Raw genomic sequence first — 15,569 nt, 5'->3', positions numbered from 1 at the left:
TTTTAAAAAAGATTAGATTGAGCCGTCAAATTCAGTAACAGGAAGCCATCAACCGTTGATTGGGCTTGCTTATCTCGATTTTGTTGGTCAAGAGAACGGGAAATATTAGCCAGATTCAGATTGGTGAATTGGGTATCGGTGCGGCTTCTCAAGGAAGAAGCCTGTTGCATCGCCGTAATGACCGATTGTTGGGCGTTAATTCGGGTTAAAGCTTTCACCACATCCTGAGTGCTGTCGTAGGATTGGGCTTCATCAGAAGTGTCGAGGATAGATTGAACAATCTCACTACTTTGCTCGATTTCGTCTTCCATTTGCTGCTGTCCCTCATCTGAGAGAACAGTTTTAGCACTGAGGGAAGTAGCAGAGCGATCGCTTAAATTCCCCAGTTCGATCCCATACAGTTCAGGATTGATAATAAAAGGATCAGCCGTTTCGCCAGCTTCATCGACTTTTTCTTGAATCTGGGCGCGAGCTTGCATCGGGTCAGGAATACCGAGATCGCCGGTCACATCCCGAAGAATACCCGTCATGCTATCTCCACCGAGGATATCCGTTGCACTCGTACACCAACCCGGTTCACTAGGGGTAGCAAATAGGATAGGAACAGCCTGACAGGGATCGTTAACGCTGTCCTCTAGTAGAGAAATCCATTGATCTACGGCAATCATTTGGGGGAAAAATGACACCAGTTGAGAGTAAATATCCCCAAAGACAGAATTTCCTAAAAAATCGGCAATGCCCGCACGGACGGGTTTAGCGCTAAGAGAGCCTAAAACAATCACTCCCAATCCGATAGGTAAAGCGCGATGCCAGAAGGGTTTTTGTTGGTGGGGAATAATCATATTCATAGCTTTCAAGGGGATAAAGTGTAAAAGTTGTTAAAAGCCCGATAAAATCAAGTTCTCTTTTTCTTTAATAGTTTCTGTTCCTGTTTTCGGCTTTATGTCTTCTCCTTCAAACAAATCAGCTAAGGAAACTCCTGAGCGTAAGGAACGGCAAAGAATTTGACTGAAGAATGCGATCGCTTCAAACTTGTCGGGGTAGTGAAGTAAGTATTCGGCACGGATGGCTTGTTCATCGGGATTATTCGCCACCACCCCCAATTGAACATAGGCGGGATAATAACGGCAGAAGGTATAAATTCCACTGTCGTCGAGTAGCCACCCGGTAAAAACGCCCTGTTTATTCGGTAAAAACCGCTCACATTGGGCGATAATTTCGACGGGATAACCGAAGATTTGTACAAAACTCGGTGTGGCTGTTCGTTGAATCCGTCCAATCAAACGAACGCTTAAGTTCTGGAGAATTTGCGCCCCCACTTTGCCGGACAAAGCGATCGTATTGGGGTCTTGTGCGGTAATGATGACACGAATACCCGCTTTTGCACCGTTAGCGCAGAGCATGGCTACCAGTTGGGCAATTTCAGGAAATTGGAAGAGAATAGGAGACTCGTCTATAAAGAAGATGCTCATCGGGGAGGCCATTGCCCGACGTAATGCCGCAGCGTAGGCAACCAAAGAGAGGATAGCCGCATCTTCGCTCTGGGAGACTTGCCGTAGGGCAAATACCAGCAACATTGAATCTGTCGGAACAGTGGAAGGAGACGAAATTGCTTTGCCGACGCGACTGTTTGCCCAATAAATCAGCCTCAGACGAATTTGCTCTAAAGCTTTGGGGACTAAATTCCAGTTAATTCCCTCTTCAAGTTGTAAAAGGTTGCTGATTTCCTCTAAAGTACAAAATTGTAGGTAATCTCGCAGGGTAGGAATTTCTTGCCACGCTTGTGTGCCTAACCCTTCTGCTTCCGCTTTCTGATAGCGTTCTAAGATAATATCATCAGCAAAAAAGCGGTTGAGGATGCAGTAGAGAACGGTGCGGATAGTGGTTTTAAGCGTTTCTTCTGTGTTAACTCCTACGACCATTGCGACGAGACAACCCGAAAGGAAGTCTTTATAATCCTCAAAGCGTCGCGCCTGTTCATCAGGAGGCAATGCGGAAAGGTCGGGACGTTCAAACAGGTTGATCGATTCTGCCCCAACATCGAAGTAGGCTCCTAAAGGACTGACAAATTCGGTGTAATCGGTAAAAGTGCTTGTCCCGTCTGGTTTGGGATAGTCGAGAGCTACCACAGGAACGTTACGGGCTAAAGCATGAGTGAGGATGCCAGAGACTAGGACGGATTTACCTGAGCGGGTTGTACCAAATACGCCCAAGTGTTTGCCTTCTGAACGGAAAAGGTTGATATAAACTGGTGTACCGCCATCTTCGCCGATTAATTCCAAACCATCTTTATCGGGGCTGAGAGTGGTTACTATGGGAATTAACCCAGGTAATTCTTTACTGAGATAGACCAATCTTCGATTTCCGTATCGGAAAGAAAGTAATTTCTCTTGCACGATGGGCAGGGTTTGTAACCAAATTTTCCAAGCCACTTCGGTTTCTCGTACTACCCAAGCCGGGCGTAAAAAGAAGTTTTCTAAGGAACGATTTGCATCATCAAGTTCTTCTAAGGTATTTCGGTGAACGAGAAAGGTTATACCCGTATGAAAAGGGACTGCTCCCTCATACAAGCTCTCTTGTGCTTCAACGGAACGCTTGGCGTTGATGCTGGCGGCTACATCAACATTTTGCCGCTCGTTAGCTCTGACGGTGGCGGAGGTCGATTGTTTAATCAGGCGTTGAACGGTGGTTCTAACTAATGTCGGGTTGGCTGGAGTGATTTGGCAGAAAATTTCGGTATCCGTCACTAAATCTCTGGCAATGACATCCCAAAGGTAATGTAATTGCTGCCTTTTATCTTTCCATCCCGCAGGTTTGTCCCAAAAGGTTAAAACGCTGGTATATTTATTGCCACATTTGATCCATTTACGATCAGCTTTCGGTACGGAGTCAGCAAATAGCAGTGTAGCGCTATGAACTTCTGAGTTAATTTCCTCACGAATACCGTCCTCATCGAAAATAAGAAGTTGAGGAATTTCGATGGGTGCAGTGCGAGAGTTCAGACGATACCATAACGTTTCCCATAACTCAGTTTCCGTCATGGGGGCAATTTTTAGCTTCAGTTTGTTGATAAACAGTTGTTCCCAAACTAAATAACCGTTATTGAACCCCGCACCGAGCATTTGTTCAAGACGTATAGCTTGTGTTGCTGCTCCTTCTCCTCGCATCCATCCGAGAGATTCTTCGAGTTTACCGAGGGCGCGTTCTGTCCAGTCTGAGTATTCTTGCTCGGATGAGCCGAAGGTATAGGTAACGTAAACTTTTAGCACTTTCGGTTCTCGCAGCCCTGACGCGGCTAATTCTTGGACACGCTGACGTTCTCCGGTCAGCAGGAATTTAACCTCATCGGTAGGGGCACGTTTAATGAGAGAGGCAAGACTCGATTGACGATCTCTATCAGTTTTAAATGCTCCTAAATGAAAGGTTACTGACTCAGACTGCGGAAAATCTTTCAAACCGGCTTCTACTTGGTCAAAAACGCCCTCAATTTCTTCGGCAGACAGAAAACTATGGATGCCCTCGCAAGAAAAACCGAAAACCAGTTGCCAGGGGGCTGATTTATTCTTTTTGAGTAGATAAGCTCCCAAATGCCGATTTCTGAGACGAATGCTAACCATTGCTTGGAGGTGCAGATGGTTCTCAATGGGAGTCATGGTAAATGTTCGTGACCCCTCTTTGATGGATATTTTAGGGATTTTTGGCTTCATTTTTTGATTCTTCTTGATTTAGCTAATTGTTCTTGTCTGGCTAAAACCGATTCGTAGCGAACTGCTACCCTCACGAAATAAGGCGTGACGACGAATTTAGAGAAGAACCGCCAAGCGCGAGTGCCTGTGAGAATCCAACTGGTTCCCATCAGCCAAACGCCAAAAAGAGCGGTATTTATCCAAGAAAGATGAAAGATTTCTTTGATTGACCATGAGATAAATAAGATAAAAGCTAAAGGAAAAACTTGCCCGGCAGGAAAGGGGCCGATTTTGGGTTGTTTGCCGAGGGCTTGATTGATGCGGCGGAATGAGTTCGGTTCAGACATGGTTTGATGAGCAATTTAGAAATAGGAAAGAGTCAAAATTCAGGGAAGAGGAAAAAAATAGAATTAATCATTTTTTTGCCTTTTTAATCCTGAATAATGACTCCGATACCGTCTCTTAGCCAGTAATCAGTCCGGTCAGAATGTCAGCTAAGGTAACAGTAATAACAACCAAGATAGGAGTCCGTGCGGCGGCTACCCAGTCTTCGTCTTGTCGCACGGAGTTGAACACACCAATGAAGGCAACCGCTAGATAAACGATATAGAGTGCCCGTAGGGTGTTGAAGACTAGGGGTATAGCTGCACCCGATGAGGTAAAGGTCGTGTTGAAGAATTCCTCGGCATTCTGGAAAAATTGCGCCTGGGCGGGTCTGGCTATGAGATTGAGCAAAGCAAAAACCAATGTTCCCAGTATTAAAAGGAATGCTCTTTTTACTTTTCGGTTTGCTCGTTTGCCCTCAAGATACGGTTGTACGAACGCAACCGAGCCGGATACGACCCCGACTATTACCAGAACCCGATTGCCGGCTGCGCCATTTAAAATGCCAAAACCGATTAATCCAAGGGGTAGAGTAACCACTTTGAGTTTTTGGATAAGAGAAGTTTTTGGCTTTTTGACTGGAGGTGGTGAAATGATCATAAATAATGGGATGAAATAGCATGGGTGAGTAAGAAAATTTGGACTTTTAGTGATCCATTCAGGAGAAAAGTTAAACCTTATATCCTGATAGTTCTATTAGGTAAAATTTGGGTTCGATAGCGTCGGATGAGTTTCTTTTTCTCCAACTTCAAAGGAATTTCTAGACGGCAAAGGGTTTTTAAAACGGCTGTTCTCCCTTTTTGGTAAAGTTGGGAAAATTGCGCTTTGTTATGTGGGTTTTTGCCATGACTAGCCTTAAGAAACAGTTGGAGAGCGAGGAGGTCTTCAACATTTTCCCAACTGAGGCTAATTGGTTCATCAGGATTTAAACCGATGGTTTTCAGGTAGCTATACCACTGGGTTTGATGAACAATTTTGAGTAAGTATTGTCCCTCCTTTTTGCTTAAAATTGCTTGTTCTATCAGTGAGTTCATGCAAGGTCAATTCCTCCTTGTTATCCGAGTTGAATGGGATGACAAATGCGAGTTATCCCAATGAAAGCGGATTAGAGATAGAACGGCAATTAAAACCGCAAAATCAAAGAAAAATTCTTGAATTCTTGTTATTTGTTTTTTCGGTAATATTTAAGTTTTTGAAAGTTTACTATTAGATAACAATCGTCTAAACAGGGTAAAAATTATACGGAGTAAGAGTTTTACTAATGGTGCGTGACATCTGGTCACTTACTTCATCTCAACCGGCTTGTATTTAATGCTCATCTTCGGGGAGGAGCTTATTCTAAAGGGCAGGAGCAAAGCTGGACGGAGTGGAGTAAAATTTTTAATTGTCTATATATAAAGAAAATTGCCTTATTAATTGATTAAGAGACTTGCGTAGATATAAAATACCAGCCAGATACTCATTTTCTCGGAAGTTGTAGCCGCAACTTGACTGGGGGAGAATGCGAGTTCCCGACTGATGTAATTAACAAAACGCAAGTCCCTAAATAAGGTTTGAATTTTTAATCTAATTGCCTTTGTAAACTTTGTACTTGTTCAAGAGTTAATTCTGTTGCTTGAACAATTTGCTCTAAATTTAAACCCATTCTGAGTAAATTAAGCGCAACTTCTTCAGCTTTTTCTTGCTTACCTTCGATTTTTCCTTCTATCTTGCCTTTTAAAATGCCTTTTTCTTCAGCTTCTTGATAAATTTCCTGATAAATGACTGATTCTTTCATAATATCGCTCCTGAAAAAACGCTTAATCAAAGATTTATCTAAAACCAATCCTGCCAAAATTCCCGAAGCCGCAGCCAAATTACTTTGAACTTGCTTATCAGTAATTTGATTTACAACCTCAGCTACGCGGCTTAATACCATTGTAGGATTATCGGTCTGTGACAGCACCGCAAAGGGTAATAACCCCAAAGATTGTAAAAAAGGCTCTGGTGGCTGTTCCCAAAGACGAATCACTTCATAACGATGAATAGTATTTTCCAACTCGAAGCGATCTTGATAGACTAACTCTGAACTGGTTTGAGCTAAATAAACCACAACTTGACGCATTCTTTTACGAGGAAAACGTCGATAGACTCTTACCCGATAATCTAACATACGGAACCCCATTCGTTCATCTGGATTAGTCTGGAATTCTATATGTAAGACTAACTCATTTGATTGCAGTAAAATCAAAGAATCTGCCCGAATGGGTTGATTGGACAATTCAGACGGACTTAAACGAGATAGGCGGACGGGCGAACCGATTAACCATTGAGCAAAATCATCAGGAAAATTTTCCGCCAAAAACTTACAAATGTTGTCGAACATGAATTTTTTTTCTAATTCCTCTTAGTAACATTTTTTCCTCTCCAAGAACAACGCCGGGAGTTGTATCATCATCTACCCCCGACGCTCTCCCTCATGATCTGACGCAGACAGATGTGGGGACAAATGTGAGTTATCCCAATAAAAGCCTATTGGCAATAGAACGGCAACTTATACAGCAAAATCACAGAAAAGTTCTTGAATTCTTGTTATTTGTTTTTTTTGGGAATTTTTAATTTGATTTGAGAGCCAGTAAAAACTATACGGGGCGAAGGTTCTCCGTATGTGAGTGACATAGAGTCACTCTCTTGTTAATTAAAAAAGTAAAACGAAGCAATCGCTTATAACTAGATTGTTAGAATCAAAATAAATCTAATTAGCCGCCATCAGCATGACTCGTCAAGAAATTGAAGCTCAACTTCTCTCCCTATCCCTTTCTGATAAAGCAGAGATAGTTCAAAGCCTAACCAAAACCCTTAGCATGGGCGGAAAGGGAATTACTAAAACCTGGGGTGTTTGTGGTGGCGAAGCTTGTATTGCCGGAACCCGAATTGCTGTTTGGTTATTGGTGGAAGCACAACAGCTTGGTATTACTGAAGCTCAACTATTGCAGGATTATCCTCACATCACCGCAGCCGATCTCGTCAATGCTTGGGCTTATGCTGATGCTTATCCCGAAGAAATTGCCGCAGCAATTCGCGCTAATAATGAGATTGATTGATTAACCAATGGCACTCTGAGGATTTTTTAAAAAATAAGTTAATTGGGATTTTACGTCATCAAACTTGCCCCGCGAACGCTCCAATCAAAAAATAAATTGACTGACTGTTATTCAAATTCAATCAGTCTTTTCAAATCAACCTACTGAGGTTGAGCCAGTTGAATTAATGCTTCTACACTGTTATAAGTTAATTTTGTTTAAATCTTTGTGATTTCACTAAAATTATTAATTTTAATTTCTCCTTCCGGAAAACGGGCTACAATTTCTAATTCACCTCCAATTGATTCAATAACTTGACGTAAATGATTAATATAAATCTCTGTTTGTTTTTCCATACTCGTGATAGCTGGTTCTTGAATATTAAGTTTATTGGCTAATTCCGGTTGAGATAATTGGAGAGCTTGCCTTAGTTCCTGAATGGCTATTGCGGTTTTAAGATAAGCAGTCTTTTGATTAATTTCTGCTTGCCGTTCTTCAGAAAAATCTTTGGTTAATTGAGAAAATTTATGATGCCCACTCATATTAAACCTTCCTGTTCAAGTTCTTGAAGATATATTTGATAAAGTTGATCAGCGATGGGAATATATTGCTCATAAAATCGATCATTTCCGGTTTTATCCCCACCTATTAATAAAATAGCTGTTCGTCTGGGGTCGAACGCATAAAAAATTCTTAGAGGTTTACCGCTACTTTGGACTCTTAGCTCTCGCATTTGCGAATATTTAGAATTATTAATCCCTGAAGAATAAGGAAACGGTAAATCAGTTCCTTTCTCCACCAAAAGATTAACGATACCAACAATATCGTTTTGTTCTTTTTCAGTAAGGGTATTCCACCAGTTGCCAAACTCATCGGTATATTCAACGTTCCAAGTCATTTATTCATTCATGATGTTAGTATAATCAATTTTAAATAGGGAAGGATTATATTCAAGCTTCATTTACTCGTTAATAGCGATTAATCGCTTATCTGGCCACCTTTCTGGACTGATATTGTTGATATCGTTGTAATCTGTCCTCAACTGTTCGGCGATTCCAAAGGGATCTCGCGCTTGCGCGAGTGCGTTTCTTATCCGTAAAAAAACAACGCCGGGAGTTGTGCTAACACGACCCCCGACGAGATCTCCCTTAATCTGACGCAGACAGATGTGGAGAAGAGAAAAAACATACCACGCAATACAGTAATTAACTCTATAAGAACAAACTTGCCCCCAAACTGACAAGAAAAACCGCAAAAGTAACGAAAAATTCATTAATTAATAGTCTTTTTTTTTATTTTATACTTTAACTTATAATTGTTTGGCTCAAGATATTATTTTCTGCTTTCGATTGGGAGCGCGTAGCTTAGATTCTTGAATAGGCTCATTTGGACTCAAAAGATTGCAGGGTAAAGCTTTTTTGGATGTGCGTGATATTTGATCACTTACATCTATGGCTACTCCTCAAACACGATATTGATCTTCATTAAATCAGAAATTCCTCGATTAAGTTAAATCGCCTAAATTTGTACTTCTTGTTCAACTTCAATCGGCACTTGTACTTGTACTTGGGCAATTTCTGTATAAATTTCTATTTCAGCCCTAAGCGCTTCAAAACTGACTACTAAAGAATAGGGAGCATAAGCATCTGGATCATTGTTCCAGCCTTCATGACCCACTACCGCAATACAAAACGCTTCTGTAAGCTCGTAGGAGTTGACTATTGTCCAATCTTTTTGAATAGTCCCTGAACCTCTGGAAACACCTTTAACTATTCCATAATTTTTTTGTGTCCCAAGCATCCACTTAAAGATTCCTTGCCCTTTTTCTGTGTCTTCGGGAGCCTCATATTTGTCCAATACTCTTTTTAAAAATTGCTGAGGATCTTCTCCTATCTTACTGCATTCCCAATTTAACCAAGTTGAAAGATATCTTCTCCGATTACGTCTTGTTCGACGGGGTTGCGCTTTATAAGAAAGAGTTACTTCTAATAAAATTTGAAAATCTTCTCCAGGAGAAATGAGTTTTTTTGGAAGTTTGACTTGATAAATATGAGCAAGTCTTGCTTCTATTTTCCGTTCTCCTTTCGTATATAAGGTAACACGGTTAGGAGAATTACGACTGGCTCGCTCTAGATTGGGAATACCGTAACCAAAAGAACGGATTACTCCTAATTTATCTACATCATCTGCCATTGCCCACTCTGGCCATCGGGCAGACTGCACAATTAACGCACGGTACAACAAACAACTCTCTTGAGGAAATTGAGCAGCAAGACGAGCAGCAATATGAGTAACTTTTGGTGCTGCAAATGAAGTTCCAATGGTATCAGATGCGATCGCAGATCCACCATGTAAAGTTGAGCGCACTAACTCAGGACACACTTCTTTTGGATGAGTCAGATTAGGGGGTATATTTCCATCGGTAACTAAATCACCTCCATATTCAACAACTTCTGGTTTAATACTCTCCCAAATTCCAAATCCCGAACAGGAAAAAGCGGAAGGGTGATGCGGTTGTGCTATTGAAGTTAAAGAGGATTGATTATAAAAGTTATGTGATACTGAACCCACTGTTAAAGCTTGAAAACTTTGAGCAGGATTAGCAATTCTACAAGAGTCTTCAAGTAAATAATTGGGATAAGACCGATTGGCTGCCAAATGTTCTTGTATTGATAATCTTGTCTGCCCTATTCTGTTATCTATAGGTATATTACCCGCAGCAACAATCAATAAAATATCGTTTTTCCATGTAAGTTGATCAATTATAGCTGCCCAAGCGCTCATATATTGAGTTCTACAAGGGACAGATCCAGTAATTGAATGATTAAAAAGTCTTGTTCCTGTTAAATGATAAATATTAACAATATCTTCTATAATAATTGGTGGAAAAAGTTTTTTAGGAAGTTGATTATCAGAATTAAGAATTCTAGCATTTTGTAGCCAGCAAATAGCTTGTTCTCTTCCACTCCGAGGTATTGTGTTAGGATAAAGAACCGCACCAGCTACCCTTGTTCCGTGTCCTCCCTTCTTCACATAGTCAGCCGTTAAATTATCTTCGTCAGGAACCCAAGAGCGGGAATTATTTCCATCAATAGCTGCTTTTAGAAGAGAATGTCTTTCCTGAATTCCACTATCTATAATGCAGACTTTTGGGGCATCGTTATCTGGAGGGTCTAATTGAAAAGAGGGGCTTTCAGCATCAGCTAAACCTTGGCGCTGAATCAATTCAAGAAACTCATCTGGTTCACTAACTTCAAAAATATAAGGATAGTTACTAACTAAATCTTTTAATCCTTTGCCTGAAATTTTAATCCGGCAAGAAAAACTATCAGGTAATTCAGAATATTTAGTAGTTTCTCCATCTACTATAGATAAAATTTCTCCTTGATAATTGAGAACAAAATCGGTTAATTCTTCTTCTCTAATTGATTTTTCTTCATTCCAATCTTCATCGGTAAGATCTCGCTTATTTATCCAGCGATTAACTTTAGCTTGAAATTGTTCATCAGTTTCATTAGTTTTACGTTTCGGGTAATCAGAGAGTTTAGCTTTAAGTCCTAAACAAGCAATGCTTACATCAACTGTATATATTTGATCATCTTTAACTTTATCCCAATGTTGCCATAATTCAGGGGATACAATTAATTCGGGTTTTTTATATCCTTCTATAAGCTCCCAAATTTCAGCAACTGTACCTCCCCCGCGCTCTTCTTTAATAAATTGTTCTATTTTTTTCTGTAAAGCACTTAGTTCTAAATCTGCTGAAGCACCGATAATATACCCATCTTCTAGTTCAGCAATAACCTCTATTCCATAGCTTTTTAATTTGTCTGGATCAAAAGCGTCTGGATCAATTTGTAAAATAACTCGTCGAGCATTGGGGAGTTTAGGTTTACCCTCTTCGTCTCTTTTTTCTTCCTCTTCTTGCCAAGAGAAAAATATTGCGTCCACATTAGCTTTTAGTTTAGTGCCATGTGCCTGACGATTACCCAAATTAGCTAATGATCTAGGATTAGATCTTGGTGGGCGTGAAGGTTTAGCTGTTCCTTGTATTGTTAGTGTGAGGGGAATATGAGAATAGTCCTTAGATCGTTCAACCATTGAGTTTTTTCTATCTTATTTATTTTTTAACTAAAAGACACTTTAATTTCTTGGATAGCGTCTTCTAAATGCTCTTGAATGACTAACTCTTCTCGTTCAAGAATTGCTCTTTTAGCTGCATCCTGAGCGACTCGAACAGCTTGAGCCGCAGAAAATCCCTTCATGTCTTGCACTATAGCATCCCAATTAATAACTCCAACATCAATAGCTGATAACGTTTGTTTTATTATAAATTTTAACTCAGCTTCTCCAGGTTTGGGAATCTCTATAACATCATCAAATCGTCTCCAAAGAGCAGTATCAAGTGATTTATTGAGATTGGTAGCAGCTACTAATAATCCAGAATTGGGTTCATACTCATCAAGAATTTGAAGAAATGTATTAACCACTCGTTTGATTTCTCCTACCTCTTGAGTATCTTCCCGTGATTTGGCTATAACATCACATTCGTCTAAAAATAGTAGACATGGAGATTCTGAAGCTTTTTCAAAAACTAATCTTAGATTACTGGCCGTCTCACCTAAAAAAGACGATACCATTGCATCAAACCGAACTTTCAAGAGTGACAGTCCTGTATTCCAAGCTAAACGCTCTGCTCCGAGAGTTTTACCACACCCAGGAGAACCATATAATAAAATCTTTTGTCGATAACGTAGTCCATGATGAGCTAGTCTATCTCTTGCTGCATACTCACGCTCAATACGTTGAAAACGCTTCTCTACCATTACAGGCAAGATCATGTGGTGGCGTAGTTTCTCCCTAGGAACAAAAGTTACCAAGGGAAGATTAAAACGTTTACTGGTCGGTAGAGACTGAAGATCCTGTAGCGTTGTCTCCGGGGTTGAAAGTGGTGTCTGACTACTGGAAGTAGGCTTTTCTTGTTTATTTTTACTCTTAATATTCTCTAACTGTTGAGCTAAGGCTGTATGACCTTTGCTGCGCTCCTCTTCTATAACTAGGCACGTCAATTTGTCGAGCGCTTCTGGATCAGAACTAGCGATCGCTCGAAACAACCTTTTAAGGAGTTCAGCCTTCATTGTGCCTATCTAGCATTGTTTTGGTATATATGTACTATAAATAATCATACACTTAAAATCGCTCTTTGTAATTCCATCGACCAACAAAAGTTACATAATTTTACATCCTATAGGAAAAAAAAGGTTAATAAAGGCTCTACATTATAGCCTACAGTAAGCATTCATTGGGTGATTAGTGCTTTTGGCGAAGCTCTTGAAGCTTAAATTCCTCAATATTTTCATAAAGCTCTGGCTAAAAAAGAAATCTCTATAACCAAACAGATCACAATGCTCTTTTTAGCATAACAAACCCATCAATAAATCCTCAATTTATATTAGAAAAAATTTATCAAATTTGTTTAGAACAGCCACACCCCTAAAAATAAATGCTCAGAGCGATTAGGTAAAAAGTTAGTTACAAACTTTTCTAAATATCATCCATTCTTGAGATGTTATCGTTTTAAAAATCCACTTAATGTATCAGAAAAAACACTAAAAAATTACATATAAAAGTACCTAATTTTTGAATTTTAGTATAAAATTACTAATTAAGATCAATCCATTAGTTAGCAAGCTTATGAGTAGCCAAGTAGTAGATTTTGGCACTTTATTAAACAAACTGGATATATTTTCAGATTATGTCGCTAAAACTGCCGATTATCCTAAAATTTCACCCCGCTTTCGCTCAAGAGCCGCCCCTGCCAAGTGGCGAAGGGACAAGTCAATTGAAAAAATCAATTGGGACAAATATGGCTCCGAAGTCCGCGAGGAGTATGCGGCGATTAAAAACATTTTGTTACAGGGATACAATCCCAACAGTCGAGAAATTAATGATCCAACCTCTCTTAATCAATTTTTTCTGAGACATAAGGAATTTATTGTCAAACATTGGAAAATTTTGACTGACTTTGACAAAAAAACTTTAAAAATAGTGGCTCAAGAAATCAAGGAAGGCTTTGAGATGGTCGAGCGTATAAATTTTGCTAATCCTTCTATATTTACGCTCCTGGGTTTTTTGTTACTTACTTTCCTAAAAATGCTGCAAAATAGGGGAAAACCTCACAGATTTATTCACTTCGATCGATTAAAAGCTTTAATGGCTAACTGGAAATTGTTCGGTTCAAACAGATCCAGGTCGAATGAATTAAGAAGGGCGATGGTGTCTTTATATCATACTCTAGCTGATTGGTCTAACACGATTGTAGGACTAGCCCAACTTGAACCACAGGAGGAAGAAGCGCCCCTTTACGAAACGGCTACTCACGAGGAATGGTCAAGAGCTTTGCGGGAATGGGCTGCCGGTCAAGTTCACCCAGGGCCTCCTCTCAGTAATGAAGCGATAAGACGAGAAAATATTTATGAGGAGAGATTTTAAATGCGTTTTCTAATGGATACTAATATACTGGTACACTCAATTGACTCCGAAGATCTCCTCTATCAAGAAGCTGTTGACGCGATCGATATTTTACAAGAATATCAAGTCCCATGCTATGTCGTGCCGCAGAATCTGACGGAATTTTTGAGCGTTTACAGTCGTCCAGTGGAAAAAAATGGAATGGGACATACCGCAGCCGAGGCTCTAAGGGAAATTAAGCGTATCAAGCAATTATTTCGTCTATTAAAAGGAAGACCAGAGATAGAGATCTATGAAGAATGGGAGAGACTGATCAATACTTATGGAGTCGAGGGAAGACAAGTTTACGACACCCGTCTGGTTGCCAATATGCTTGTTTACGACTTAACCCATATCCTGACGTTCGACTATGAGGATTTTGACTACTACGAGGGGATTACTGCCGTCCATCCGGTGCATTTAAAACAAAAGCGTCTATTCAAGAAACACTTCTTTTAAATAAGAAGAAATTGTTTTAAAAAGTTAAATTAAAGCATTTTTAAGTTTTAATTTTAACTATTTTTATGATAGAACAGCCTTGTATATCCAGGCTACCAACTGCTCCCAATTACGATTGTTAGTACAAACAAGAATGCTGCAATGGTTATCATCACAAAGCTGCTTTAGGCTTTTTTAAAATTCAATCTAAACAAGAAAAAAAAGCAAAGCTTAAACAAAAAAACTAAGATTTCAGAATATTCAAGAATCAATTAAAATTTTAAACATAACTATTCCAAAACTTAAAAACAAAAAGCCACAAAAATATTACTTTAAATCTATTAACGAAAAAATGTTACTTTTAAGATTTTTTTTGTTAATATTTCTTTTGACTATTGGTTTAACTCTAATTTTTCTTTTCTACATTTATAATAGTATAATTACTGATTTTTGATTTATATTTTCAAAATACTCAGGATTTATTTTTTGCCATTCAATATGAATTCTTGAACGGTCTGATGAAAATGCTTAGGGAAAAGATTGATTCCTATTAAAGATTTAACTAAATATGCCCCTAAAAGGATAGAGCTACTAATCAACAAATTAAAACTAATAATAATAAATACAACAGTAATTAAATTTCCCCAACGACTTACAGGGTCAGGAATATAATTTCTTTTTTGATTACGTCTATCTTTTCCAACTAAAAAAACAAAAAAATAACGAATAAAAATTAAATCGACAGTAAACCTTAAATCAACAATTTTAGGCGAAGAACGAAAAATTATTAAGTTTATTAAATGCCTAACAGTCTCCAATTGTTCTGGGGTAAAACTATTAAGCATTTTAGAGTCAATAAATTGAAGATAGTAGTCAGAATTTTTGGTTTCTTCGCTAAAATTTTGCTGAGATAGCTCTTTTTTACTGTTAGAAAAATTAGATTTCATAAATTTTGAAGTTTCATTAAAAAGATTGTTCCAATTTGTAAACCTAGCAAAGCCAAGAAAGTAAGTATAAAAAAAATTTGTATTTGCTTTAACCGGAATTTAGACAAGATATGGTGAGTGAAGCCATGAATTAAAGCAACGGTTATTGCTAATCCCCAAACACAAAAAAACATAATAGCCCATACTGCTACTTGAACAGTAGGAGTAAAATGATTATAATTATGATTATGAATATGAAAATTATACAAAATAATAGACAATTTTTTTGTCCAACCTACTTTTTCTAAAACAGCAAAAGTTTGAAAGCTATATAATTTATAAACTCCTAGCCAAATAACAGCACTAATCCCAAAAATCACCAAAAAGATTGCTCCTGTCCCTGACCAGCTTAGATATAAAATTTGTATAATAGTTGTTTGCCAAATTAATTTATTAACTTGATACAAATAAAAAAATTCTCCTAGTAAAGTATAACTCATAAAAAGGATTAAAAGGAAAAAAAATAAGTTCTGATATTTTTTAATTGTAACCAACATTAATTT

The 15,569-nt window shown here is 38.7% G+C and carries 16 protein-coding genes; 3 read left to right on the top strand and 13 right to left on the bottom strand.

The features are described from left to right. Positions 1-2 precede the first annotated feature (2 nt). From CYAN7822_RS04495 to CYAN7822_RS04470, 6 genes are all read right to left on the bottom strand, one after another. Positions 3-848, bottom strand: a complete 846-nt coding sequence (locus CYAN7822_RS04495; protein ID WP_013321055.1) for a hypothetical protein — start codon at positions 846-848, stop codon at positions 3-5. A gap of 30 nt (positions 849-878) precedes the next feature. Further along, positions 879-3,707: a helicase HerA domain-containing protein gene (locus tag CYAN7822_RS04490; protein WP_013321054.1), complete on the bottom strand. Its 2,829-nt coding sequence runs from the start codon at positions 3,705-3,707 to the stop codon at positions 879-881. Next, complete coding sequence (locus tag CYAN7822_RS04485) at positions 3,704-4,033, bottom strand: hypothetical protein (protein ID WP_013321053.1); 330 nt, start codon at positions 4,031-4,033, stop codon at positions 3,704-3,706. The genes CYAN7822_RS04490 and CYAN7822_RS04485 overlap by 4 nt, the downstream gene beginning before the upstream one ends. A gap of 115 nt (positions 4,034-4,148) precedes the next feature. Then, entirely contained in the window at positions 4,149-4,670 is a 522-nt protein-coding gene (locus CYAN7822_RS04480; protein ID WP_013321052.1) for a hypothetical protein, read from the bottom strand. Positions 4,671-4,747: 77 nt separating this feature from the next. Continuing rightward, on the bottom strand, positions 4,748-5,104 hold the full coding sequence (locus CYAN7822_RS04475) for a hypothetical protein (protein ID WP_013321051.1): 357 nt from the start codon (positions 5,102-5,104) through the stop codon (positions 4,748-4,750). Positions 5,105-5,631: 527 nt separating this feature from the next. After that, positions 5,632-6,435 carry an Rpn family recombination-promoting nuclease/putative transposase gene (locus CYAN7822_RS04470; RefSeq protein ID WP_013321050.1) on the bottom strand — a complete coding sequence of 268 codons (804 nt, stop codon included), beginning with the start codon at positions 6,433-6,435 and terminating at the stop codon, positions 5,632-5,634. Positions 6,436-6,823: 388 nt separating this feature from the next. Here CYAN7822_RS04470 and CYAN7822_RS04465 point away from each other — a divergent pair, with 388 nt between their 5' ends. Then, the gene (locus CYAN7822_RS04465) at positions 6,824-7,153 is read left to right on the top strand and encodes a DUF433 domain-containing protein (RefSeq protein ID WP_013321049.1); all 330 of its coding nucleotides are present in this window, start codon (positions 6,824-6,826) and stop codon (positions 7,151-7,153) included. A gap of 197 nt (positions 7,154-7,350) precedes the next feature. Here the strand turns inward: CYAN7822_RS04465 and CYAN7822_RS04460 are convergent, their stop codons facing one another. The 5 genes from CYAN7822_RS04460 to CYAN7822_RS04445 form a co-directional block, all read right to left on the bottom strand. Continuing rightward, positions 7,351-7,674, bottom strand: coding sequence for a helix-turn-helix transcriptional regulator (locus tag CYAN7822_RS04460; RefSeq protein ID WP_013321048.1), 324 nt, complete (start codon positions 7,672-7,674; stop codon positions 7,351-7,353). Beyond that, the gene (locus CYAN7822_RS04455) at positions 7,671-8,030 is read right to left on the bottom strand and encodes a type II toxin-antitoxin system RelE/ParE family toxin (RefSeq protein WP_013321047.1); all 360 of its coding nucleotides are present in this window, start codon (positions 8,028-8,030) and stop codon (positions 7,671-7,673) included. Before CYAN7822_RS04455 ends, CYAN7822_RS04460 begins: the two co-directional genes overlap by 4 nt. A gap of 63 nt (positions 8,031-8,093) precedes the next feature. Next, positions 8,094-8,405, bottom strand: coding sequence for a hypothetical protein (locus CYAN7822_RS37470; protein WP_013321046.1), 312 nt, complete (start codon positions 8,403-8,405; stop codon positions 8,094-8,096). Between the two features lie 245 nt (positions 8,406-8,650). Continuing rightward, positions 8,651-11,233, bottom strand: coding sequence for a S8 family peptidase (locus CYAN7822_RS04450; protein ID WP_013321045.1), 2,583 nt, complete (start codon positions 11,231-11,233; stop codon positions 8,651-8,653). 26 nt (positions 11,234-11,259) lie between these two features. Beyond that, positions 11,260-12,270 (bottom strand): ATP-binding protein, encoded by a 1,011-nt coding sequence (locus CYAN7822_RS04445; protein WP_013320643.1) that lies wholly within the window; start codon positions 12,268-12,270, stop codon positions 11,260-11,262. Positions 12,271-12,826: 556 nt separating this feature from the next. On the opposite strand from CYAN7822_RS04445, the gene CYAN7822_RS04440 reads away from it, so the two are divergent. Together CYAN7822_RS04440 and CYAN7822_RS04435 are read left to right on the top strand one after the other, a co-directional pair. Further along, positions 12,827-13,624, top strand: a complete 798-nt coding sequence (locus CYAN7822_RS04440) for a hypothetical protein (protein ID WP_013321044.1) — start codon at positions 12,827-12,829, stop codon at positions 13,622-13,624. After that, entirely contained in the window at positions 13,625-14,101 is a 477-nt protein-coding gene (locus CYAN7822_RS04435) for a type II toxin-antitoxin system VapC family toxin (protein WP_013321043.1), read from the top strand. 458 nt (positions 14,102-14,559) lie between these two features. On the opposite strand, the gene CYAN7822_RS04430 is transcribed toward CYAN7822_RS04435, so the two are convergent. Both CYAN7822_RS04430 and CYAN7822_RS04425 read right to left on the bottom strand, forming a co-directional pair. Beyond that, the gene (locus tag CYAN7822_RS04430; RefSeq protein ID WP_013321042.1) at positions 14,560-15,027 is read right to left on the bottom strand and encodes a hypothetical protein; all 468 of its coding nucleotides are present in this window, start codon (positions 15,025-15,027) and stop codon (positions 14,560-14,562) included. After that, positions 15,024-15,563, bottom strand: a complete 540-nt coding sequence (locus CYAN7822_RS04425) for a hypothetical protein (RefSeq protein ID WP_041933131.1) — start codon at positions 15,561-15,563, stop codon at positions 15,024-15,026. Before CYAN7822_RS04425 ends, CYAN7822_RS04430 begins: the two co-directional genes overlap by 4 nt. Positions 15,564-15,569: the final 6 nt, after the last annotated feature.

Origin of the sequence: Gloeothece verrucosa PCC 7822, assembly GCF_000147335.1 — a bacterium.
In the GTDB taxonomy this organism is placed as follows: domain Bacteria; phylum Cyanobacteriota; class Cyanobacteriia; order Cyanobacteriales; family Microcystaceae; genus Gloeothece; species Gloeothece verrucosa.
This window is presented reverse-complemented; position numbering and strand designations above follow the sequence as displayed.